Raw genomic sequence first — 22,370 nt, forward strand, 5'->3', positions numbered from 1 at the left:
CGCCGGGCGCGGCAAAACGGCTGCCGCGGGCGGCAGCGCGCCGCGAGCGCCGGAGACTCGCCGTTATCGCCCGGTTGCGCTAGAATTTTCCATCATGTTAGATCCGCGCGCACAAACCCTCCTCAAGACCCTGATCGAACGGTATATCTCCGACGGTCAGCCGGTCGGGTCACGCACGTTGTCTCGTTATTCCGGGCTCGAGCTGAGCCCGGCGACGATCCGTAACGTGATGTCCGACCTGGAGGAACTCGGCCTCGTGTCGAGCCCCCACACGTCGGCGGGCCGCGTGCCGACGCCGCGCGGCTATCGCCTGTTTGTCGATACGATGCTCACGGTCGAATCGACGATCGACGCGGAGGCCGTCACGCGGCACGTGCAGACGACGCTGCAGACGGGCGAGCCGCAGCAGCGGGTGGTCGCGGCGGCGGCGAGCGTGCTGTCGAGCCTGTCGCAGTTCGCGGGCGTCGTGCTGACGCCGCGCCGCAGCCACGTGTTCAAGCAGATCGAGTTCCTGCGGCTGTCCGACAAGCGGATTCTTCTGATCATCGTGACGCCTGAAGGCGATGTGCAGAACCGGATCATGGCGACGCAGCGCGATTACGCGCCATCGCAGCTCACCGAGGCGTCGAACTACATCAACACGCACTTTGCCGGCCTGTCGTTCGATGAGGTGCGTGTCCGGCTGCGCGAGGAAATCGACGAACTGCGCGGCGACATGACGGCGCTGATGCACGCAGCCGTCACGGCGAGCACGGAGGCGTCCGACGACGAGGACGCCGTGCTGATTTCCGGCGAGCGCAACCTGCTCGAAGTCGCCGATCTGTCTTCCGACATGGCGCGGCTGCGCAAGCTGTTCGACGTGTTCGACCAGAAGACGAGCTTGCTGCAGTTGCTCGATGTGTCGAGCCACGCGCAAGGCGTGCAGATTTTCATCGGCGGCGAATCGACGCTCGTGCCGATCGATGAGATGAGTGTCGTGACCGCGCCATACGAGGTGAACGGCAAGATCGTCGGCACGCTCGGCGTGATCGGGCCCACGCGGATGGCCTACAACCGCGTGATTCCGATCGTCGATATCACGGCCCGCCTGCTGTCGATGACGCTCAGCCAGCAGTAACCGGCTTCGTCCGGCATTTCGTCTGTCATTCATTTATTTCCCCGGCATTTTTTCTGCCTGCGGCGCGCGCCCGAATGCCGCGCCTGCCGGTTAATCGTGCCGGCGCGCCGGTTGCCGCGCAATCGGCCAAACGGCCGGCTGGCCCGGGTGGGGCGTCCCGTTATAATGAATGACGTTCGATTCGGTGCCCCTGGCACGCTCATTCATGCGTTTTGACCTCGAACCACCGTCGCATGCCGCGGCCGCGCAGCGCGTCGCGGTGCTGCTGATCAATCTCGGCACGCCCGACGAGCCGACGCCGCGCGCGGTGCGCCGTTACCTCGCGCAGTTCCTGTCCGATCCGCGGGTCGTCGAGATTCCGCAGGTGCTCTGGCAGATTGCCCTGCGCACGCTGATTCTGCCGCTGCGCGGCCGCTCGTCGGCGAAGAAGTATGCAGCCGTCTGGCTGCCCGAGGGTTCGCCGCTGCGCGTCTATACCGAGCGCCAGGTCGACGCCGTGCGGCCCCTTTTCGCGGCCAATGGCTATCGGGTGAGGATCGATTACGCGATGCGCTACGGCGCGCCCGGTATCTCCGATGTGCTCGGGCAATTGAAGCGCGCGGGTGTCGAGCGGGTGCTGCTGATGCCGATGTATCCGCAATATTCGGCGTCGACGACGGCGACCGCGTTCGACGCCGCATTTGCGGCGTTCAGGAAGATGCGCAACCAGCCGGAAGTGCGCACGGTACGCCACTACGCGGACCATCCGGCGTATATCCACGCGCTTGCCGAACAGGTCCGCCAGTATTGGGCGGCGCATGGGCGGCCGGCGTTCGACTCAGGTGACAAACTCGTGCTGAGCTTCCACGGCGTGCCCAAGCGCACGCTCGATCTCGGCGATCCGTACCACGACCAGTGCCAGCAAACGGCCGCGCTGCTGATGGCCGCGCTCGGGCTGACGACGTTCGAGTGCCGGGTCACGTTTCAGTCCCGTTTCGGCAAGGCGGAATGGCTGCAGCCTTATACGGCGCCGACGCTCAAGGAACTGGGCGCGGCCGGCGTGCGCCGCGCGGACGTGTTCTGCCCCGGATTTACTGCCGATTGCCTCGAGACGATCGAGGAGATCGGGATAGAGGGGCGCGATGAGTTTCTGCACGGCGGCGGCCACGAATTTCATCGGATTCCGTGCCTGAATACGTCGCCCGCTTGGATTGCCGCGCTCGGCGAGATCGCGGCCGAAAACCTGCAAGGTTGGCCGGTGCGCGTGGCGGTGCCGGAAGCCGTCGCCTGATCGCTGGATATACGCGATGAATTTCAAGATTTCGACCGAACCCGGCGCGCGGCTGCGTATCGACAAATGGTTGTGGGCCGCGCGTTTTTTCAAGACCCGATCGCTCGCGGCCGACGCAGTCGATAAAGGGCGCGTGAAGATCGGCGGCTTGCCCGTCAAGCCCGCGAAGGAGGTGCGTGTCGGCGACCGGGTCGAGGTGACGATCGAAAGCATGGTCTGGCAGGTCGACGTGCTCGGGGTATGTGATGCGCGCGGTCCGGCGAGCGTCGCGCAGTCGCTTTATGTGGAAACCGACGCGGGCCGGGAAAAGCGGCTGGCGGAACTCGACCGGCGCCGGCATTTCCGCGAACCGGCGGCGGAATTGCATGGGCGGCCGACGAAGCGGGACCGCCGGATCATCGACAAACTTTCGAATGAGCGCTGAGAAGCTGCTCGAACGTCGCGAGCGCGCCGCCGTATTCGGTCGTGTGCTCAGTGACGGCTCCCGAAAGGCAAATGGTCGTCGTGCCGGCGACGAGTACCAGCGCGACTGCCGAGATAGCAAAGGTCAGCTTCACGGTACTCCCCCTCGAGAAGACGGGTGAAAGGGCCTGGGAATGGGTGTCAGGCAGGGTATACGCACATCGAAACGCTTGTTCGAAGTGTAGTTCAGCGCCCCCATGCGATCCAGAGGGCGGCCGGTAAGGGTTGTTACAGCACGTTTCGGTCTGCGTCAACCGAGAAGGCGGCGCCGGTGGCATGGCGCAAGCCCGTCGGGCGGGACGCGATGCTTACGGATTGCCCCTTGAAATCGCCGGGTGGAGCCCCATTTCGCACCAGGATAGTGCGGTATCGGCCGACAGCGCGGTTTCGCGCGAGGTCGGCGCGCCGTTTGGGATTTAACCTCTAACCGACTTTCGAAGCGACATGGAAAACACGCAAGACAATCCGACTGGCCAAACGATTGACGAAAACGGTCGCGAGGCCCGGGCCGCGGAGCCGGCGGCCCAAGCTGGACAGGCTGCGGCGCCGGCTGAGCAGGCCGCCTCCTCGGCCGACGCGTCGAAGGCAGCCTCCTCGGCAGGCGCCCCGGGCGACGGCGCGGCGCTTGCCGATGCGCAAGCGAAGCTCGCTGAGCTGCAGGAGAGTTTTTTGCGCGCGAAGGCGGAAACCGAAAACGTGCGCCGCCGTTCGCAGGAGGATGTTGCGAAAGCGCACAAGTTCGCGATAGAGGGCTTTGCGGAAAACCTGCTGCCGGTGCTCGACAGCCTCGAGGCGGCGCTCAACGATACCTCCGGCGATCTGGCGAAGGTTCGCGAAGGCGTCGAGTTGACGCTGCGCCAGTTGCAAAGCGCGCTCGAGAAAGGGCGTGTGGTTGCGCTCAATCCGGTTGGCGAGAAGTTCGATCCGCATCTGCACCAGGCGATTTCGATGGTGCCGGCCGACCAGGAGCCGAACACGGTCGTCGCCGTGTTGCAAAAGGGCTACACGATCGCTGAGCGGGTGTTGCGCCCCGCGCTCGTGACGGTAGCGCAGCCGAAGTAACGGCGAGGCGGCACGGCGTTGGCGCAGATCGGCATCGATTCGGCGGCTTTCGCGGCATTCGACATGCAGGCGCTCGACGCCGGGCACTTCGACGCGGGGCTCGCGGCCGCGGGTGACCGGCTTGCCGTGGTGTTCTTCTGGGGTGTTGACTGCTTCAACTGCGAAATCGCGAAAAAGGCGATGCTCGCGAACCCGGACGCGATCCGCGCGCTCGGCCTCAAGTGGTTTCACTGCAGCATCTATGAGCACCGCGAACTTGGGCGGCGCTTCGGATTGCACGGCGTGCCGACGTGGTTTTTCTTTTACCGCGGCAGGCGGCTTGGCCGGGCGACCGGCTGGCACGGGCTCGCGCAGTTCGAGGCGGCCGTGGCCGCCGCGCGCGCGAAGGCTGCTGCGCAAACCGGCCACGACGCCGATTGAAAAAATTTAATGGCCACGTCTGTTTTGGGGTCTTGAAAACGACACAGCCGCACCTATTTCGTGTGCAGAGCCGAATTGAGCGCGGCGCAACGGGCGGAAATGCCGGCGCGCCGCAGCAAACAGAGATTATTGGAGATTAGGAAAAATGGGAAAGATCATCGGTATTGACCTCGGCACCACGAACTCGTGCGTCGCGATCATGGAAGGCAACCAGGTCAAGGTCATCGAGAACTCGGAAGGCGCGCGCACCACGCCGTCGATCATTGCGTACATGGACGACAACGAAGTGCTCGTCGGCGCGCCGGCCAAGCGTCAGTCGGTGACAAACCCGAAGAACACGCTGTTCGCGGTGAAGCGCCTGATCGGCCGCCGTTTCGAAGAGAAGGAAGTGCAGAAGGACATCGGCCTGATGCCCTACTCGATCATCAAGGCCGACAACGGCGACGCGTGGGTCGAGGCGCACGGCCAGAAGCTCGCGCCGCCGCAAGTGTCGGCCGAAGTGCTGCGCAAGATGAAGAAGACGGCCGAGGATTACCTGGGCGAGCCCGTCACGGAAGCCGTGATCACGGTGCCCGCGTACTTCAACGATAGTCAGCGCCAGGCGACCAAGGACGCCGGCCGCATTGCTGGTCTCGAAGTCAAGCGGATCATCAACGAGCCGACCGCCGCAGCGCTCGCATTCGGCCTCGACAAGGCCGAGAAGGGCGACCGCAAGATCGCGGTGTACGACCTTGGCGGCGGCACGTTCGACGTGTCGATCATCGAGATCGCGGACGTCGACGGTGAAAAGCAGTTCGAGGTGTTGTCGACCAATGGCGATACGTTCCTGGGCGGCGAGGATTTCGACCAGCGCATCATCGACTACATCATCGGCGAGTTCAAGAAGGAGCAGGGTGTCGATCTGTCGAAGGACGTGCTCGCGCTGCAACGTCTGAAGGAAGCGGCCGAGAAGGCGAAGATCGAGCTGTCTTCGGGCCAACAGACCGAAATCAATCTGCCGTACATCACGGCCGACGCGTCGGGTCCGAAGCACCTGAATCTGAAGATCACGCGTGCGAAGCTCGAGGCGCTCGTCGAAGATCTGGTCGAGCGCACAATCGAGCCGTGCCGGACCGCGATCAAGGATGCGGGCGTCAAGGTGTCGGATATCGACGACGTGATTCTGGTCGGCGGCCAGACCCGCATGCCGAAGGTGCTGGAAAAGGTCAAGGAGTTTTTCGGCAAGGAGCCGCGCCGTGACGTGAACCCGGACGAAGCCGTCGCCGTCGGTGCGGCAATCCAGGGCCAGGTGTTGTCGGGCGATCGTAAGGATGTGCTGCTGCTCGACGTGACTCCGCTGTCGCTCGGCATCGAGACGCTTGGCGGCGTGATGACCAAGATGATCAACAAGAACACCACGATTCCGACCAAGCACGCGCAAGTGTATTCGACCGCGGACGACAACCAGGGCGCGGTGACGATCAAGGTGTACCAGGGCGAGCGCGAAATGGCGGCCGGCAACAAGCTGCTCGGCGAGTTCAACCTGGAAGGCATTCCGCCCGCACCGCGCGGCGTGCCGCAGATCGAAGTGACCTTCGACATCGACGCGAACGGCATTTTGCACGTCGGCGCGAAGGACAAGGCGACCGGCAAGGAAAACAAGATCACGATCAAGGCGAACTCGGGCCTGTCCGAAGCCGAGATCGATCAGATGATCAAGGATGCGGAGGCGAACGCGGCGGAAGATCACAAGCTGCGTGAGCTTGCCGATGCGCGCAACCAGGGCGACGCGCTCGTCCACAGCACGAAGAAGGCGCTCACCGAGTACGGCGACAAGCTGGAGGCGGGCGAGAAGGAGAAGATCGAGGCGGCGCTCAAGGAACTCGAGGACGTGCTGAAGAACACGTCGAGCGACAAGGCGGCGATCGATGCGAAGATCGAGGCGGTTGCGACGGCTTCGCAGAAGCTCGGCGAAAAGATGTACGCCGACATGCAGGCGCAGGCGGGCGCGGCTGGCGCATCTGGGGCATCTGGGACAGCGTCGGCCGACAGCGGCGCGCAGGCGGCCGACGACGTTGTCGACGCCGACTTCAAGGAAGTGAAGAAGGACTGAGGCCGGGCCGAGATCGGGCTGCACCGCGTATCATCGATGCGCGGCGCAGCCTTCCCGGGTCCGTTTCTTCGCTCCGGATAGGCGGATCATTCTTGCGCCTGGCGAGCCTCGCGGCTCTCCGGGCACATTTGTTTTATGGCGAACCGATATGGCGAAACGGGATTACTACGAGGTTCTGGGCGTCGCGAAGAATGCGAGCGACGACGAAATCAAGAAGGCATATCGCAAGCTCGCGATGAAGTACCACCCCGACCGCAATCCTGACAGCAAGGATGCGGAAGAGCGTTTCAAGGAGGCGAAGGAAGCCTATGAAATGCTGTCGGACGGCCAGAAACGCGCGGCGTATGATCAGTATGGCCACGCGGGCGTCGATCCGAACATGGGGGGAGCCGGCGCGCAAGGGTTCGGCGGTTTCGCCGATGCGTTCGGCGATATCTTCGGCGACATCTTCGGCCAAGCGGCAGGCGGCGCACGCAGCCGCGGCGGCCCGCAGGTGTATCGCGGCGCGGATTTGCGCTACAGCATGGAGATCACGCTCGAGCAGGCGGCGCACGGCTACGATACGCAGATCCGCGTGCCGAACTGGACGTCGTGCGGTGTTTGTCACGGCTCGGGTGCGAAGCCAGGCACGAAACCGGAAACCTGCCCGACCTGTCACGGACAGGGCACGGTGCGCATGTCGCAAGGCTTTTTCAGCATTCAGCAGACCTGCCCGAAGTGCCACGGCACCGGCACCTACATTCCGGAGCCGTGCACGAACTGTCATGGCTCGGGCAAGGTGAAGGAAACCAAGACGCTCGAAGTGAAGATTCCGCCGGGCATCGACGATGGGATGCGGATCCGCTCGGCCGGCAATGGCGAGCCGGGCATCAACGGGGGGCCGTCGGGCGACCTGTACGTCGAAATCCACATCAAGCCGCATTCGGTGTTCGAGCGCGACGGCGACGATCTGCATTGCCAGATGCCGATTCCGTTCACGACGGCGGCGTTGGGCGGCGAGATCGAAGTGCCGACGCTTGCCGGCCGCGCGAGCTTCACGGTGCCGGAAGGCACGCAGTCGGGCAAGACGTTCCGTCTGCGGGGCAAGGGCATCAAGGGGCTGCGTTCGAGCATCGCGGGCGATCTGTACGTGCACGTGCAGGTTGAGACGCCCGTGAAGCTTACCGATCAGCAGCGCGATCTGCTCCAGCAATTCGAGAAGTCGCTCGCGGAGGGCGGCTCGCGTCACAGCCCGCAAAGCAAGAGCTGGTTCGACCGCGTGAAGAGCTTCTTCGAGTGACGCCCGGCACGGTGCAGCTGGTCTTCAGGTTTCAGGCAGCACAGGATGACTGACCAAACGGGCGCGGTTTTCGCGCTCTTCGACGATTGCGATTCGACCGCGGCAGCGCGGTCGAGCCGTTTATATGCCGGCTTTTCGCATCAGCGCGTCGTGACCGATCCGGCCCAGCTCGACGCACTGTGCGCGGCGGTCGCGGCCGATGCGCGGCGGGGGCTGCACCCGGTCGTGATCGGCGATTACGAGTTCGGACGCGATCTGCAGCTCGGGCCGAAATTCGCGGCGAAATCCGCAGCAAAGGGCGGCGGTGCGCTGCGGTTTCTGCTGTTCTCCACTTGCACGAAGCTGTCGCGCGACGAAGTCGACGCATGGCTTGCCGAGCGCGACGGCGGGCTCGCCGAGCCGTCGGTCGCGGGTATCGCGCATATGCGCGCGAGCGTGACGCGCGACGCATTCGATGCGGCGATCGCCGCGATCCACGATGCGCTGCGCGCGGGCGATTCATACCAGGTCAATTACACCTATCGGCTTCATTTCGACACGTTCGGCGCGCCGCTCGCGCTATACCGCCGCTTGCGCGCGCGTCAGCCGGTGCGCCACGGTGCGCTGATCGCGTTGCCGGGAGACGCGTGGATCGTGTCGTGTTCGCCGGAGCTTTTTGTCGAGAAGACAGGGACGCGGCTGCGCGCGCGGCCCATGAAAGGCACCGCGCCGCGCTCGTCCGATTCCCGCCTGGACGCGGCGGCGGCCGAGTTTTTGGCGAGCGATGTCAAGAATCGCGCCGAGAACCTGATGATCGTCGATCTGTTGCGCAACGATCTGGCGCGCATCGCGCGTACCGGATCGGTGACGGTGCCCCGGCGTTTTTCGATCGAGCCCTATGCGTCGGTGTGGCAGATGACGTCGACGGTCGAGGCGGAACTGGTCGAGCGCGCGACATTTGCCGACGTGCTGCGCGCGCTTTTCCCGTGCGGCTCGATCACGGGCGCGCCGAAGCACAAGACGATGCAGTTGATCGATGCGCTCGAGACGACGCCGCGCGGGCTCTATACGGGCTTGCTCGGTTGGTTGGATGCGCAGCGGGAAGCTCCGCCGGCCCACGTTTCGCACGCGTTTGCCTCGGCGGGCGCCGGCGCAGCGCAGAATGTTTCGGCAGACGCGTCGCGCGAATGCCCGCCGGGGGACCCGCCGGCGCAGGATGACATTCGCTCGACCGGCGTGCGGCCGCGCGTTGCGGTACGGGGCGATGTGCCGTCGAGCGCGGCCGCGGCCGATTTGCGGTCCGATATATGGTCTGATTCGCGGTTCGCCGTTGACGCTCAAAGCGCTCAAACGACTTTCCACGCCGAAGACGCATTGCGCGATGCGTGCGGCGATTTTTGCTTGTCGGTCGCGATTCGCACGTTGACGCTTGAGCCGGTGGCAGGCGGCGGGCGGCGGGGCACGATGGGCGTCGGTGGCGGGATCGTGCTCGACAGCGTAGCGGCAGACGAATATACGGAGTGTGCGGTGAAGGCGCGTTTCCTAACGGGCGTCGATCCCGGCTTCCGGTTGTTCGAGACGACGTGCGCGACGCGCGGCGCCGGCGTGCGTCATTTCGAACGCCATCTTGCGCGCTTGCGCGCGAGCGCCGGCGCGTTCGATTTCGTATTCGACGAAGCGCTCGTCAGGCATCGTATCGGCGAGCGCTGTGCGCAGCTTGCCGATGGCGAGCACCGCTTGCGGATCGCGCTGGCGAAGGACGGCGCGCTCGATATCGTCACCGCGCCGCTCGCGCCGCTCGCGGACGAGACGCTCGGCGTGCTGCTCGCGTGCGAGCACGGCTTCGCGCCGGTGCGCTCGGACGATCCGTTGCTCGCGCACAAGACGACGCGCCGCGCCGATTTCGATCGCGCGTGGCAGGCGGCCGACGCGCAACACGCGTTCGACATGCTGTTCTTCAACGAGCGCGGCGAACTGACGGAAGGCGGGCGCTCGAACGTGTTCGTGAAGCTCGCTGGGTGCTGGTTCACGCCGCCATTGTCATCGGGGGTGCTGCCGGGCGTGATGCGCGGCGCTTTGCTCGACGATGAGCGGCTCGCGGCAGCCGAGCGAATCCTGACACTCGACGACCTGCTGCAAGCGGAAGCGCTGATGCTCGCGAATGCGCTGCGCGGTGCGCTGCCCGCGAAACTCGTGCGGGCGGGCGAGCGGGGATGACGGTAAATGCCGGCGCGGGGTAACGCGGGGCCTACAAAAAACGCGGCATCCGATCTCGATGGATGCCGCGTTTTTTTATTCCAAACCGTCATCGCAAGAATTGCGCGGATCGCGTGGCCGAAGCAATCAGAACGTATGCTCGGGTCCAGGGAAGCTGCCGTTCTTCACGGCGCGCACATACGCTTCGACTGCCGCGAGCAGGTTCGGCTGCCCTTGCATGAAATCCTTGACGAAGCGCGGCCGCTTGCCGGGGAACACGCCCAGCATGTCATGCAGCACGAGCACTTGGCCCGAGCAGTCCACACCCGCGCCGATGCCGATCGTCGGCATCCTCAACTCGCGCGTGACCTCGGCCGCGACGAGCGCCGGCACCGCCTCCAGCACGACGAGCTGCGCGCCTGCTTGTTCGAGCGCGTGCGCGTCGCGCAGTAATTGCGCCGCGCCGGCTTCGGTCTTGCCCTGCACCTTGAAGCCGCCGAATGCGTGCACCGACTGCGGCGTGAGCCCGATGTGCGCGCAAACCGGCACTGCGCGCTCGACGAGGAAGCGCACCGTGTCGGCAAGCCATTCGCCGCCCTCGAGCTTGATCATCTGCGCGCCCGCGCGCATCAGCTTGACCGCACTTGCGAACGCGTCGGCAGGCGTGCCGTAGGTGCCGAACGGCAGATCGGCGGCAATCAGCGCGCGCGGCTGCGCGCGCGCGACGCTGGCGGTGTGATAGGCGATGTCGTCGAGCGTGACGGGCAGCGTCGTGGTGTGTCCTTGCAGCACGTTGCCGAGCGAATCGCCGATCAGCAGCATGTCGACGTCCGCGCGGTCGAGCAGGGCGGCGAAGCTCGCGTCGTAGCAGGTGAGCATCGCGATTTTCTCGCCCGCATCGCGCATTGCCTGCAGCTTGGGCACCGTGACGGCCGGCCGGCTGGATTCCTGGAGATAGGTCATGAGAGGTCCGATTCGTTGGTATAGGATCTGACGAGGCGCGACATTGGCTCGCGCCGCGCACACACCGCGCGCGTCAGCGGTTGCCGCCGCCTTTGACGAAGGATTCCTTGCGGCCGCGCATCGTGGCGATGCGATCGGCGAGCAGCGCGAGATCCTCCGGGGAGCCGAGCGGGTTCAGGTGCTCGGCCGCGACAGTCAAGACGGGCGTGCGGTCGTAGTGATAGAAGAATTCGTTGTACGCGTCGCAGAGCGTGCGCAGGTACGTGTCGCTGATTTGCTGCTCCATCGGCTCGCCGCGTTTTTGGATCCGTGCGAACAGCACCTCGGGGCTCGCCTGCAGGTAGACGACCAGATCGGGCGCGATCGCCGGCGCGTTTAAATGCGAGGCGAGCGAGCGATAGAGCTGCCATTCGTCGTCGGGCAGCGTGAGTCGCGCGAAGATATCGTTCTTCTGCGGGAGGAAGTCCGCGATGATCGGCGCATGCGCTTGGTATGCGGCGGCAAGTTCGTGCGCTTGACGTTCGCGTTGCAGCGCGAACGCGAGCTGCGTTGGCAGCGCGTAGCGCGCGTTGTCGCGATAGAAGCGCTCGAGAAACGGGTTGTCCTGCGGGCGCTCGAGCAGCGTGCGCATCGACCAGCGTTCGGCGAGCAGCGTCGCGAGCGTCGTCTTGCCGACGCCGATCGGCCCCTCGATCGCCAGATAACGGCACGGCGGCCGCGAGTCGGGGGCGGTGACGGTAAGCGGTATAGCGTTCATCGGCAGCGGTTCTTTTCGTCGGCGGCGCGCATCGCCATGCACTGGCAGGTTTGGACTTTCTCGATGCGCTGATCCGCGACGGCCGCGAGAAATGCGTCCGCGCGCCCAAGCGTGGGGATCACGAGCGCCGGATCGAGTTCGACGAGCGGCACGAGTGCGAACGCGCGCCCGGTCAACCGGGGGTGCGGGACGACGAGATCGGACTCGTCGATCGTGAGATCGCCGTATAGCAGGATGTCGATGTCGAGCGTGCGCGGCGCGTTGCGGTACGGCCGCTCGCGGCCGAAGTGATGCTCGATCTTCTGGCACAGCGCGAGGAGCGCATGCGCGGCGAGCGCCGTGTCGATCTTCACGACGCAGTTGTAGTAATCGCCGCCGTCTGCATCGACGGGCGCCGTCCGGTACAGGCTCGACTTGTCGAGCACCACGATGGAGTGCTGCTGCGCGAGGCACACCACCGCGTCTTTCAGGGCCTGGCGCGCATCGCCGAGGTTGGCGCCCAGGCCGAGATAAGCAACCGTCATCGCTTCCCTTCCTACGTCGTTCGACCGCGAACGTCAGTCGTTTGCGTCGGATTCGCCGTGCGCGGCGATGTCTTCTGCCGTGCGCCGGCCGCGCCCGCCGCGCCGCCGCCGCTTGCGCGGCGTCTTGTCCCGGCTGCCCTGCGACAGAAGCGTTTCGCGTTCGGCGGCGTCGCCCTCGACGAAATCCGTCCACCACTGGCCGATGGCGGGATCGAGTTCGCCGGATTCGCAGCGCAGCAGGAGGAAATCATACCCCGCTCTGAATCTTTGGTGTTCGAGCAGCTTCAGCGCGCTGCGGCCCGAGCGTTTCTCGAGCCTCAACTGCAGCCCCCAGATCTCGCGCATGTCGGCCGAGTAGCGCTTGTGGATCGCGAGCTTCTCGGTTTGCATGTCGAGCACGTCGTCCATCGCGCGGCTTAACGCGGGCACCGGATATTCGCCGTTCGCCGCGTATTGCTCCCAGCGCTGGCGCATGTCGTGCCAGAGCAGCGTCGCGAACAGGAAGCCGGGCGACACCGGCTTTCCCGCGCGCACGCGCGCATCGGTGTTGTTGAGCGCGAGCGTGATGAATTTCTCGCCTTGCGGCTGCTCGAGCACCACGTCGAGCAGCGGCAGCAGGCCGTGATGCAGGCCTTCGCTGCGCAACCGCTGCAGGCACGCGAGCGCGTGGCCGGACAGCAGCAGCTTCAGCATCTCGTCGAACAGCCGCGCGGCCGGCACGTTGTTGATGAGTTCGGCGAGTTCGTGGATCGGCGCGCGCGTCTTCGCTTCGATCTCGAAGCCGAGCTTTGCCGCGAAGCGCACGACGCGCAGCATCCGTACCGGGTCCTCGCGAAAACGCGTCGCCGGATCGCCGATCATCCGCAGCAGGCGCGCGCGCATGTCGGCCATCCCGTTGTGATAGTCGAGCACGGTTTGCGTCGCCGGATCGTAGTACATCGCGTTGATCGTGAAGTCGCGGCGCGCCGCGTCCTCGTGCTGCTCGCCCCAGACGTTGTCGCGCAGCACGCGCCCGCTCGCGTCGACTGCGTGCGTGCGGCGGTCGAGTTCGTCGCGTTTCAGGCGCCTCGCGCCCGCGGCATGCGACGCCCGCCCCGTCGAGGCGTCGCCCGGCGACGGCTCTTGCGGGGTATCGACGAGCGCGCGGAACGTCGACACCTCGATCAATTCCTGCCCGAACTGCACGTGGACGATCTGGAAGCGCCGGCCGATCAGCCGCGCGCGGCGAAACAACTGCTGGACCTCGGTCGGCGTCGCGTTGGTGGCGACGTCGAAATCCTTCGGTGCGATGCCGAGCAGCAGGTCGCGCACCGCGCCGCCGACGATGAACGCGCGGAAGCCGGCTTGCTGGAGGGTGTCGGTGACGCGAATCGCGTTTTTCGAGATGAGCGACGGATCGATGCCGTGCACGCTCGCGGGGACGACGGTCGGCTCGCCGCCGTGGACTTTCTTCGTACCGCCGCGCGCGGATTTGGCGCGGCGCGCGGTCGCGGCGGATGCCGTCGATGGAATGTCGGACGGCGAAGCGCCCCGGTGATCGGGGGCGTCCCCCGACGGGTCTTTCTTCGGCGTGTCCTGTCCGAACAGCTTGCGGATGAGTTTCTTGATCACGACGGTTGGAATAGATCGAGGATGCGCCAGCCGTGTTCGCTTGCATGGGCACGCAGCGTATCGTCGGGATTGGTCGCGATCGGGTCGGTAACTTTTTCGAGAAGCGGGATGTCGTTGTGCGAATCGCTATAGAAATAGCTGCGCTCGAAGTCGTCCCAGCGCTTGCCGAGCGACGCGAGCCATGCGTCGGTGCGCACGATCTTGCCTTCGCGATAGCTCGGCGTGCCTTTTGCTCGGCCGGTGAGCGCTGAATCCGGATGGCCGTCGACCGTTTCCACTTCGCAGGCGATCAGCGTATCGACGCCGAACGCGGTGGCGATCGGGCGCGTGATGAATTCGTTGGTGGCGGTGACGATGCAGCAGAGGTCGCCCGCGTCCTGGTGCCGGCGCACGAGTTCGATCGCGGCGGGCAGCATCGCGGGGCGGATCACTTCGTGCATGAACTGATCGTGCCACGCGCGAAGTTGCGCGCGCGGGTATTTCGCGAGCGGCGCGAGCATCGCCGCCAGGTATGCGTGGATGTCGAGCTTGCCCGCTTGATAGTCGGCGAAGAAGCGGTCGTTCTGGCGCGAGAAGCTGTCGGCCTCGACGATGCCGAGCCTGACCATGAAGCGGCCCCATTCGTGGTCGCTATCGGTCGGGATCAGCGTGTGATCCAGGTCAAAAAGTGCCAAATTAGTCATGGAGACGCATTTTACTTGAAGCTACTTGAACCGGCCGGAAGTTGCCCGCCCGGGCGGTGCTTCGTCGTGCTCGGGCGCGGCCAGCATCGCGCGCAAAAGCGGCAGCGTCACCGCGCGCTTTTGTTCGAGCGAGAAGCGGTCGAGCCCGTCGAGCAGCGCCATCAGGCTGGGCATGTCGCGGCGGAAATGGGTGAGCAGATAGGCGGGCACGTCGTCGGCGAGCACCAGGCCGCGCTCTTTCGCCGCGTGCTTGAGCACGGCCGTCTTGCCTTCGTCCGGCAACGGCGCGAGATGGAACACGAGCCCCCAGCCGAGCCGCGTGCGCAGATCCTCGCGCACGGCGAGCGCGAGCGGCGCGGCGTTGCCCGCCGCGACGAACGCGCAGCCCGGATGCGCGCGCACTTCGTTGAACAGGTTGAAAAGCGCGATCTGCTGCGCGTCGTTCATCGCGTCGCAATCGTCGATCGCATAGATCGACACGCGCGGATCGAACGAGAACGCGCCGAGCCCGCTTTGCGGCGTCAGATAGCGTGCGTTGCCATACGACGCGTCGTGCACGAGCGCCTGCAACAGATGGCTGCGGCCGCTGCCCGATTCTCCCCACACGTAGAACGACCGGTCCGGCACGGGCCCGGCGGCGAGCGCGAGATCGAGCTTTTGCAGGCGCGTGACAAGCTCGGTGTTGTCGCCGACGAAGAAATTGTCCAGCGTCGCGGGCGGCGGCGTGCCGAGATCGAGCGTCAGTTGACGGGAAGCAGTCACGGTGCGGATCGGATCGGGTAAGGCTGTCCGGCGGGCGGCGCGCACGGCGCGTTCGGTCGCCCGTTCGACGCCCGGCCGGCTTCGGGTAAAATCGCATTTTACCGACCTTCTCGCATTTCCCCATGAATCCTCCGAAATCCGCTCCCGATGCCCAGGGCCTGTCCTACCGCGATGCCGGCGTCGATATCGACGCCGGCGACGCGCTCGTCGACAAGATCAAGCCCTTTGCGAAGAAAACCCTGCGCGACGGCGTGCTCGGCGGCATCGGCGGGTTCGGCGCGCTGTTCGAGGTGCCGAAGAAATATCGCGAACCGGTGCTCGTGTCGGGCACCGACGGCGTCGGCACGAAGCTCAAGCTCGCGTTTCACCTGAACAAACACGATACGGTCGGCCAGGATCTCGTCGCGATGAGCGTCAACGACATCCTCGTGCAAGGCGCCGAGCCGCTGTTCTTCCTCGATTACTTCGCGTGCGGCAAGCTCGACGTCGACACGGCGGCGACCGTCGTCAAGGGCATCGCGCAAGGCTGCGAACTGTCGGGCTGCGCGCTGATCGGCGGTGAGACGGCCGAGATGCCGGGCATGTACCCGGACGGCGAATACGATCTGGCGGGCTTCGCGGTGGGCGCGGTCGAGAAGAGCAAGATCATCGACGGCAGTACGATTGCCGCGGGCGACGTGGTGCTCGGCCTTGCGTCGAGCGGCATCCATTCGAACGGCTTCTCGCTGGTGCGCAAGATCATCGAGCGGGCCAATCCGGATCTGTCCGCCGATTTCCACGGCCGCTCGCTCGCCGATGCGCTGATGGCGCCGACCCGCATCTACGTGAAGCCGCTGCTCGCGCTGATGGAGAAGATCGCGGTGAAGGGGATGGCGCACATCACGGGCGGCGGCCTGGTCGAGAACATCCCGCGCGTGCTGCGCGCGGGCCTGACCGCCGAGCTTGACCAGCAGGCGTGGCCGCTGCCGCCGCTGTTCCAGTGGCTGCAACAGCACGGTGGCGTTGCCGATGCTGAGATGCACCGCGTGTTCAACTGTGGGATCGGGATGGCCGTGATCGTCGCGGCAGCCGACGCCGAGACGGCGATCGCCGAGTTGACGGCAGCCGGCGAGCAAGTCTGGAAGATCGGCGCGGTGCGCGAGAGCCGCGATGGCGAGGCGCAAACGGTGGTGGTCTGAGATCGTTGGGCGGCGCGGCGCTGAAGTTGCGCCGTGGCGTGGATGAATGGAGGGGGCGCTCCGGTTCAGGCTGACTGCAGTGCAGCCGCCGTAAAAAACCCGGTTCAGTACGAGCCGGGTTTTTTTATTCGCGTTTCATACGCGGCATGCGCGGGCGATGCAAGCGGCGATGCCGGCGTCAGCGGGCCTGCGGCGCATCCAGCACTCGTTCGAGCGCATCGAGCGCCTGTGCGGTTGCATCCACCGCGCAGCAATCGACGACGATACGCTCGGGCATTGCGCGCAGCCACGTCAATTGCCGCTTGCAGAGCTGGCGGGTGGCGAAGATGCTGGTGTCGCGCATCGTCTGATAATCGATTTCGCCGTCGAGATACGCCCATGCTTGCCGGTAGCCGACGCAGCGCATCGACGGCAGCCCCGGATGCAGATCGTCGCGCCGGCGCAGCCGCTCGACTTCGTCGATGAAGCCGGCTGCCAGCATCGCATCGAAGCGCGCGGCGATTCGCGCGTGCAGCATCGCGCGCTCCGATGGCTCGAGCGCGACGGGCACGAAGCGCACGCGCATTGCGTCGCGGCCGTCATCGGGGGCGGCGGGCGGCGCGGCGAGGAGCGCCGACATCGGCCGTCCGGTCAACAAATAGACTTCGAGCGCGCGCTGAATCCGTTGCGAATCGTTCGGCGCGAGCCGGGCCGCCGTGGCCGGATCGACCTGAGCGAGCCGCGCGTGCAACGCGGGCCAGCCGTCGCGCGCGGCTTCGTCGTCGAGTGTCGCGCGCACGCCGGGGTCGGCCGCGGGCAACGCGTTCAGCCCTTGCGCGAGCGCCTTGTAGTAGAGCATCGTGCCGCCCGCGAGGATGGGCGTGCGGCCGCGCGCGGCGATGTCGGCGATCAGGCGCAGCGCGTCGGCGCGGAAGGCGGCGGCCGAGTAGGCGTCGGCCGGATCGACGATATCGATCAGATGATGCGGGACGCTCGCGCGTTCGGCGGGCGTCGGCTTCGCGGTGCCGATGTCCATTCCACGGTAGACGAGCGCGGAATCGACGCTGATGATCTCGATCGGACGGCGGGCGGCGAGCGCGAGCGCGGCGGCGGTTTTGCCGGATGCGGTCGGCCCGAGCAGGCACGCGACTGTTCTTACGGGAGCGGCAACGCTTGCGCTCATTGGCCGCGCATGAAGAGCCGGTCGAGATCGCCGAGCGTGAGCTGATACCAGGTCGGCCGGCCGTGGTTGCACTGGTCGGCGCGTTCGGTCGCTTCCATCTGCCGCAGCAGCGCATTCATCTCGTCGAGCGTCAGGCGCCGATTCGCGCGCACCGCGTGATGGCACGCGAGCGTGCCGAGCAGTTCGTGCTGCCGCTCGGTCAGCACGCGCGAGCCGCCGAACGCGTGCAGATCGGCAAGCACCGCGCGCGCGAGCGCGGGCAAGTCGGCGTCCTTCAGCAGCGCGGGCACCGCGCGGATCGCGAGCGTCGTCGGCGACAGCACCGCGAGGTCGAAGCCGAGCGCATCGAGCGTTTCGCGTTCTTCGTCGACCGTGCCGATCTCCACCGGCGTGGCCGTCATCGAAACCGGAATCAGCAGCGTTTGCACCGCGAGCGCGCGGTCGGCGAGCGCGGCCTTGAACTGCTCGTAGAGGATCCGCTCGTGCGCCGCGTGCATGTCGACGATCACGAGGCCGCGCGCGTTCTGCGCGAGCACGTAGATGCCGTGGATTTGGCCGATGGCGAATCCGAGCGGCTGCTCGTGCTCGTGCTCGTCGAAGGCGGCGGGAGGGGACGAGGGCGTCGGCCATGCGGGCGGCGCAACGCCCGGCGCGCTGCCGGCCCATGCTTGCGCGGGCGCTTCGTCGCGCGCTTCCAGTGCCGCGCTGTCTGCTGCCGCGCCCGGCTCCTTGCGGCCGAACAGCGCATCGTATAGCGCGAGCGGCTGCGCAACGGGCAGCGTGCCTTGCGTCATCCGCGATTGCCGCAGCCAGGTATTGCCGGGCGACGAATTGCCGGATGACGGATGGCCGACCGGATTGCCGCCCGATAGCTGGCCCGTGCCGTGCATGGCGGGGCTCGATCGCACGAATGCCGCGCCCGCGGCGTCGGCCCCTGATGCCTGCGTTGCCTCCAGGTGCGCCGCGTGCCCGCCCGCCGTCGTCTCGGGGGACGCGCCCGCATGCCGAGCGAGGGCGCGCTGGACCGCGTGAAAAACGAACTGATGGATCGAGCGCGAATCGCGAAAGCGCACTTCGATCTTCGACGGATGCACGTTCACGTCGACGCTCTCCGGCGGCAGATCGAGGAACAGCACATACGACGGGTAACGATCGCCGTGCAGCACGTCCTCGTAGGCGGCGCGCACCGCGTGCGTGAGCAGTTTGTCGCGCACGAAGCGGCCGTTGACGAAAAAGTACTGCTGATCCGCGCGGCCGCGGCTCGCGGTCGGCAGGCCCGCGCAGCCGTAGACGGCGAGCGGCCCGGCGCGCTCGTCGAGCGGCAGGTGGGCGCTCGCGAAGCCCTCGCCGAGAATCTTCGCGACGCGCGCCGCGGGCTCGCTCGCATTCCAGTGCTCGACCGCACGGCCATTATGCAGCACCGAGATCGCGACATCCGGCCGCGCGAGCGCGGCGCGGCGGATCATCTCGATGCAATGACCGAATTCGGTCTGCTCGCTTTTCAGGAACTTGCGGCGCGCGGGCGTGCTGAAGTACAGCTCGCGCACCTCGATCGTCGTGCCGCGCGAGCCGGCCGCAGGCGCGAGCGCGCCCGTTTGCGCGTCGATTTTCATCGCATGCGGCGCGTCTTCGGTGCGGCTCGTGATGAACATCTCGGCAACCGACGCGATCGACGCAAGCGCCTCGCCACGGAAGCCGAGCGTGGCGACCGCCTCCAGCTCGGCGAGCGAGCGGATTTTGCTGGTCGCGTGACGCATCAGTGCGAGCGGCAATTCGTCGGCGGGGATGCCGCAGCCGTCGTCGGTGATCGAAATGCGCTTGACGCCGCCTTCGTCGAGCACGATGCGCAGTGTGCTTGCGCCGGCATCGAGCGCGTTTTCGAGCAGTTCCTTGACGACGGACGCGGGGCGCTCGACGACCTCGCCCGCGGCGATCTGGCTGATCAACTGGTCGGGCAGCGGCTGGATCGCGCGCGGCGGGCGCGGGGCGGGTGCGGCGCTCACGCTGCCGGGGGCGGATTCGGCGAATTCGGACATGGCGGAATTATAGCGATGCCGCCGCCGGGCGTCGCCCGCCGCCTCGGGGCACGATCGCTCGGCGCGTGGCCGCCGTGGGGCGCGATCGCTTGGCGCGCGCCGTCACACTACGACCAAATTTCACGGTCCCTTAAGGCACTTTCGGTATCATGACAACGCGGATTTTTGGCCTCCGGCCGCGGTGGCCTGCACGCGTCCACCGTTACGACACAACAAGGAAACGCATTTGGAAACGCTGTTACATTTCGTCAATCTCGTCCTGCACATCGATACGTTCCTCGGCGATTTCATCCGGCAATACGGCGCCTGGGTTTATCTGGTGCTGTTTCTCATCGTTTTCTGCGAAACCGGGCTCGTGATCTTTCCGTTCCTGCCGGGCGATTCGCTTCTGTTCATCGGCGGCGCGTTCGCCGCGACGGGCGAGATGTCGTTGGCGGGCTTGATCGTGCTGTTGCTCGTCGCGGCCGTGGGAGGCAACACGGTCAACTATCTGATCGGCCGCAAGATCGGGCCGAAGGTATTCAATACGCACATTCCGGGGATCGAGCGCTTCCTCGATCGCGCAGCGCTGCAGAAAACCCACGATTTCTACGCGCGGCACGGCGGCAAGACCATCGTGCTTGCGCGCTTCATTCCGGTCGTGCGCACGTTCGCGCCGTTCGTCGCGGGCGCCTCGGAGATGGGCGCCGCGCGCTTTCAGCTCTTCAACGTGATCGGCGCGCTGGTCTGGGTTCTGCTCCTCGTGTTGCTCGGCTACTTCTTCGGCAACATCCCGTTCATTCGCCAGTATCTGAATGTGATCGTGCTGGTCGGGGTGGGCGCCGCGGTGATCCCGGTCGCGCTCGGCGCGCTGTGGAAGCTGCTGCGCCGCAAGTCGGACAAGCGCAGCGCATAACGCGGGCGCGGATGGGCCGACGCCCGGTAAGCGGGCCGCCCGCGGCGCGTGCCGGGTGATCGAGGCGGGCGGCGCGCCCGAGGCTGGGGCGCAAGCGCGCCCGCTCGGCGGCCGTTCGCGTCACGGTGCCGTGCGATGCGCGACCGGCGTTTCCGGCGTCGGGTAGCTGGCGTTGCGGAACGTATCGAGAATCGCGCGATTGACGTCGCAATACACTTGCCAGTAGTGCGACGGATGCGCGAACGGCCGCACGAACAACAGCGGGCCTTCCGGCGTAAACGACAAAATGCCGATATCGGGCGCTGGCGTCGCGACGACGTTCGGCACTTGCTTGATCGCGGCTCTCAGGCGCTCGATCGCATCGTCCGGATCGACGCCGTTTGCAATCTTCGCGCTCAGGTCCACTCGCCGCATCGATGTCGCGCTGTAGTTCGAGATGTTGTCCGAGAAGATCTTGTTGTTGCCGACGAGCGTGACCACATTGTCGGCCGTGATGATCGTCGTGACGAACAGCCCGAGTTCCTTGACCGTGCCGGTCACACCGCCCGCCGAGATCAGGTCGCCCACCTTGAACGGGCGCAGCACCTGCATGAACACGCCGGCCGCGAAGTGCGCGAGCAGGCCGCCCCACGCCGTGCCGACCGCGAGGCCGAGGCCCGCTAGCAACGCGGCGAACGAAGTCGTCTGCACGCCGAACACTTGCAGGATCGCGAGCACCAGCAGCAGCGTGAGCAGCACGCTGACGACCGACGCCAGATACTCCGACAGCGTTGGATCGACTTTGCCGCTGTTGCGAATGAGCTTGCCGAGCAAGTTCGTGGCGATCCTGATCGCCCAGCGTCCGACGATCCAGAGGGCGATCGACGCGATGACTTCGAGACCGAAATCGACGCCGCGAGTGAGAATGAAGGTTTGAATGGAAGCGAGATCCAGGTTCAAGATTAAGATTCCAGAATGGCGGGATGAACCAGGGCGGCCGCGAGACCGTGCAGTCACGCAAGCAACGAAGCCGCGAAAAGAGGTGCCATTTTTATAACCGACTCGCGCGGATCGAACAACCTCCCGCGCCGTCCGAGGGCGCGCTAGGCCGGATGGCGCGGCGTGAACGCAAATTGCCGGATATCGCCGCGTCGCGTGACGATCGCGGTGCTTTCCGGAATCGATTCCCACGCATCGGGCAGGTCGACGAGCGGCTCGGAAACGATGAGAAACGCGTTGTCTCCGACTGCCCGGATGCGCGGATCATGCGGATAGAGTTCGTGCAGATGGCGAAACGACGTGCTGTGAAAGAGCGTGCGTGAATTGCGCTCGCTCGAATAGCGCACCGCGATGATCTGCTCGCCGTTGGTCGCGCAGACGGTCATGTTGAGCGGCGTGTCGACGCGGTGGCGCGCGGCCGCTTCTTCGACCGCGCCCGCCATGCGTTCGAGCGCGGGCAGCGGCGCTTGCTCCAGTCCGAACGTCAGCGCGAGATGGAACATCACTTCCGAATCGGTCGAACCTTCGATCGATGGGAAAAGCGCGGGATCGATGCGCATCATCAGATCGCGCCGCAACGTGTGATAGCGGCGGATCAGCCCGTTGTGCATGAATAGCCAACGGCCGTGGCGAAACGGATGACAGTTGGTCTCCTGCGCGGGCGTATCGGTTGCCGAGCGGATATGCGCGACGAAATGTGGCGAGCGGATCGCGCGCGCCGCTTCGCGCAGATTGCGGTCATTCCACGCGGGACTCACGCTGCGATAGCGGAATGGAATTTCGTCAGGCTGCCCATACCAGCCGATTCCGAAGCCGTCGCCGTTGGTCGTCGTCGCGCCCAGCCGCGAATGCAGGCTCTGGTCGATCAGCGAGTGTTTCGCGCGAAACAGCACGCTTTCGAGTTGAATCGGATTACCGGTATAGGCAAGCCAGCGACACATCGC

General features: G+C 65.9%; 20 protein-coding genes. 10 read left to right on the plus strand and 10 right to left on the minus strand.

The window, feature by feature from the left end:
* Positions 1–94 precede the first annotated feature (94 nt).
* From hrcA to WS68_RS01745, 8 genes are all read left to right on the plus strand, one after another.
* Entirely contained in the window at positions 95–1,117 is a 1,023-nt protein-coding gene (hrcA, locus tag WS68_RS01710; RefSeq protein WP_082709758.1) for a heat-inducible transcriptional repressor HrcA, read from the plus strand.
* 205 nt (positions 1,118–1,322) lie between these two features.
* Positions 1,323–2,387 (plus strand): ferrochelatase, encoded by a 1,065-nt coding sequence (gene hemH / locus WS68_RS01715; RefSeq protein WP_059569139.1) that lies wholly within the window; start codon positions 1,323–1,325, stop codon positions 2,385–2,387.
* 16 nt (positions 2,388–2,403) lie between these two features.
* Positions 2,404–2,811 carry an RNA-binding S4 domain-containing protein gene (locus WS68_RS01720; RefSeq protein ID WP_059569140.1) on the plus strand — a complete coding sequence of 136 codons (408 nt, stop codon included), beginning with the start codon at positions 2,404–2,406 and terminating at the stop codon, positions 2,809–2,811.
* A 482-nt stretch (positions 2,812–3,293) separates the two neighbouring features.
* The gene (gene grpE, locus WS68_RS01725; RefSeq protein WP_059569141.1) at positions 3,294–3,911 is read left to right on the plus strand and encodes a nucleotide exchange factor GrpE; all 618 of its coding nucleotides are present in this window, start codon (positions 3,294–3,296) and stop codon (positions 3,909–3,911) included.
* Between the two features lie 63 nt (positions 3,912–3,974).
* A complete protein-coding gene (locus WS68_RS01730; RefSeq protein ID WP_059569194.1) occupies positions 3,975–4,331 on the plus strand; it encodes a thioredoxin family protein in 357 nt (118 codons plus the stop codon).
* A gap of 145 nt (positions 4,332–4,476) precedes the next feature.
* Positions 4,477–6,423, plus strand: a complete 1,947-nt coding sequence (dnaK, locus tag WS68_RS01735; protein ID WP_059569142.1) for a molecular chaperone DnaK — start codon at positions 4,477–4,479, stop codon at positions 6,421–6,423.
* A 148-nt stretch (positions 6,424–6,571) separates the two neighbouring features.
* Positions 6,572–7,702 carry a molecular chaperone DnaJ gene (dnaJ, locus tag WS68_RS01740; RefSeq protein ID WP_059569143.1) on the plus strand — a complete coding sequence of 377 codons (1,131 nt, stop codon included), beginning with the start codon at positions 6,572–6,574 and terminating at the stop codon, positions 7,700–7,702.
* Positions 7,703–7,747: 45 nt separating this feature from the next.
* Entirely contained in the window at positions 7,748–9,898 is a 2,151-nt protein-coding gene (locus WS68_RS01745; RefSeq protein WP_059569144.1) for a chorismate-binding protein, read from the plus strand.
* 126 nt (positions 9,899–10,024) lie between these two features.
* Here WS68_RS01745 and panB read toward each other — a convergent pair whose 3' ends face one another.
* The 6 genes from panB to hda form a co-directional block, all read right to left on the minus strand.
* Positions 10,025–10,840 carry a 3-methyl-2-oxobutanoate hydroxymethyltransferase gene (panB, locus tag WS68_RS01750; RefSeq protein ID WP_059569145.1) on the minus strand — a complete coding sequence of 272 codons (816 nt, stop codon included), beginning with the start codon at positions 10,838–10,840 and terminating at the stop codon, positions 10,025–10,027.
* Between the two features lie 73 nt (positions 10,841–10,913).
* The gene (locus WS68_RS01755; RefSeq protein WP_059569195.1) at positions 10,914–11,597 is read right to left on the minus strand and encodes a deoxynucleoside kinase; all 684 of its coding nucleotides are present in this window, start codon (positions 11,595–11,597) and stop codon (positions 10,914–10,916) included.
* Complete coding sequence (folK, locus tag WS68_RS01760; RefSeq protein WP_059569146.1) at positions 11,594–12,121, minus strand: 2-amino-4-hydroxy-6-hydroxymethyldihydropteridine diphosphokinase; 528 nt, start codon at positions 12,119–12,121, stop codon at positions 11,594–11,596. The genes WS68_RS01755 and folK overlap by 4 nt, the downstream gene beginning before the upstream one ends.
* Positions 12,122–12,154: 33 nt before the next feature.
* On the minus strand, positions 12,155–13,732 hold the full coding sequence (pcnB, locus tag WS68_RS01765; protein ID WP_059569147.1) for a polynucleotide adenylyltransferase PcnB: 1,578 nt from the start codon (positions 13,730–13,732) through the stop codon (positions 12,155–12,157).
* Entirely contained in the window at positions 13,729–14,415 is a 687-nt protein-coding gene (locus WS68_RS01770) for an HAD family hydrolase (protein ID WP_059569148.1), read from the minus strand. The genes pcnB and WS68_RS01770 overlap by 4 nt, the downstream gene beginning before the upstream one ends.
* Before the next feature lie 21 nt (positions 14,416–14,436).
* Positions 14,437–15,177, minus strand: coding sequence for a DnaA regulatory inactivator Hda (gene hda / locus WS68_RS01775; protein ID WP_059569149.1), 741 nt, complete (start codon positions 15,175–15,177; stop codon positions 14,437–14,439).
* Positions 15,178–15,299: 122 nt separating this feature from the next.
* Here hda and purM point away from each other — a divergent pair, with 122 nt between their 5' ends.
* Positions 15,300–16,355 (plus strand): phosphoribosylformylglycinamidine cyclo-ligase, encoded by a 1,056-nt coding sequence (purM, locus tag WS68_RS01780; RefSeq protein ID WP_059569150.1) that lies wholly within the window; start codon positions 15,300–15,302, stop codon positions 16,353–16,355.
* A gap of 178 nt (positions 16,356–16,533) precedes the next feature.
* Here the strand turns inward: purM and miaA are convergent, their stop codons facing one another.
* Together miaA and mutL are read right to left on the minus strand one after the other, a co-directional pair.
* Positions 16,534–17,517 carry a tRNA (adenosine(37)-N6)-dimethylallyltransferase MiaA gene (gene miaA, locus WS68_RS01785; protein WP_059569151.1) on the minus strand — a complete coding sequence of 328 codons (984 nt, stop codon included), beginning with the start codon at positions 17,515–17,517 and terminating at the stop codon, positions 16,534–16,536.
* Positions 17,514–19,553, minus strand: a complete 2,040-nt coding sequence (mutL, locus tag WS68_RS01790) for a DNA mismatch repair endonuclease MutL (protein ID WP_059569152.1) — start codon at positions 19,551–19,553, stop codon at positions 17,514–17,516. The genes miaA and mutL overlap by 4 nt, the downstream gene beginning before the upstream one ends.
* Before the next feature lie 226 nt (positions 19,554–19,779).
* On the opposite strand from mutL, the gene WS68_RS01795 reads away from it, so the two are divergent.
* Positions 19,780–20,448, plus strand: a complete 669-nt coding sequence (locus WS68_RS01795) for a VTT domain-containing protein (protein ID WP_059569153.1) — start codon at positions 19,780–19,782, stop codon at positions 20,446–20,448.
* A 120-nt stretch (positions 20,449–20,568) separates the two neighbouring features.
* Here the strand turns inward: WS68_RS01795 and WS68_RS01800 are convergent, their stop codons facing one another.
* Positions 20,569–21,381, minus strand: a complete 813-nt coding sequence (locus WS68_RS01800; protein WP_059569196.1) for a mechanosensitive ion channel family protein — start codon at positions 21,379–21,381, stop codon at positions 20,569–20,571.
* A 149-nt stretch (positions 21,382–21,530) separates the two neighbouring features.
* Complete coding sequence (locus WS68_RS01805) at positions 21,531–22,367, minus strand: class II glutamine amidotransferase (protein ID WP_059569154.1); 837 nt, start codon at positions 22,365–22,367, stop codon at positions 21,531–21,533.
* Positions 22,368–22,370: the final 3 nt, after the last annotated feature.

Source organism: Burkholderia sp. TSV86, from assembly GCF_001522865.1.
Classification (GTDB): Bacteria; Pseudomonadota; Gammaproteobacteria; order Burkholderiales; family Burkholderiaceae; genus Burkholderia.

What these genes read in the sequence shown, in the direction of transcription:
- WS68_RS01730 (WP_059569194.1), top strand. Translation starts at nt 3,975, where the DNA reads ATGCAGGCGCTCGACGCCGGGCACTTCGACGCGGGGCTCGCGGCCGCG.
- WS68_RS01805 (WP_059569154.1), bottom strand. Translation starts at nt 22,367, where the DNA reads ATGTGTCGCTGGCTTGCCTATACCGGTAATCCGATTCAACTCGAAAGC.
- panB (WP_059569145.1), bottom strand. Translation starts at nt 10,840, where the DNA reads ATGACCTATCTCCAGGAATCCAGCCGGCCGGCCGTCACGGTGCCCAAG.
- hemH (WP_059569139.1), top strand. Translation starts at nt 1,323, where the DNA reads ATGCGTTTTGACCTCGAACCACCGTCGCATGCCGCGGCCGCGCAGCGC.
- dnaJ (WP_059569143.1), top strand. Translation starts at nt 6,572, where the DNA reads ATGGCGAAACGGGATTACTACGAGGTTCTGGGCGTCGCGAAGAATGCG.
- miaA (WP_059569151.1), bottom strand. Translation starts at nt 17,517, where the DNA reads ATGAGCGCAAGCGTTGCCGCTCCCGTAAGAACAGTCGCGTGCCTGCTC.
- purM (WP_059569150.1), top strand. Translation starts at nt 15,300, where the DNA reads ATGAATCCTCCGAAATCCGCTCCCGATGCCCAGGGCCTGTCCTACCGC.
- dnaK (WP_059569142.1), top strand. Translation starts at nt 4,477, where the DNA reads ATGGGAAAGATCATCGGTATTGACCTCGGCACCACGAACTCGTGCGTC.
- WS68_RS01720 (WP_059569140.1), top strand. Translation starts at nt 2,404, where the DNA reads ATGAATTTCAAGATTTCGACCGAACCCGGCGCGCGGCTGCGTATCGAC.
- mutL (WP_059569152.1), bottom strand. Translation starts at nt 19,553, where the DNA reads ATGTCCGAATTCGCCGAATCCGCCCCCGGCAGCGTGAGCGCCGCACCC.
- WS68_RS01755 (WP_059569195.1), bottom strand. Translation starts at nt 11,597, where the DNA reads ATGAACGCTATACCGCTTACCGTCACCGCCCCCGACTCGCGGCCGCCG.
- WS68_RS01745 (WP_059569144.1), top strand. Translation starts at nt 7,748, where the DNA reads ATGACTGACCAAACGGGCGCGGTTTTCGCGCTCTTCGACGATTGCGAT.
- WS68_RS01770 (WP_059569148.1), bottom strand. Translation starts at nt 14,415, where the DNA reads ATGACTAATTTGGCACTTTTTGACCTGGATCACACGCTGATCCCGACC.
- folK (WP_059569146.1), bottom strand. Translation starts at nt 12,121, where the DNA reads ATGACGGTTGCTTATCTCGGCCTGGGCGCCAACCTCGGCGATGCGCGC.
- grpE (WP_059569141.1), top strand. Translation starts at nt 3,294, where the DNA reads ATGGAAAACACGCAAGACAATCCGACTGGCCAAACGATTGACGAAAAC.
- hrcA (WP_082709758.1), top strand. Translation starts at nt 95, where the DNA reads ATGTTAGATCCGCGCGCACAAACCCTCCTCAAGACCCTGATCGAACGG.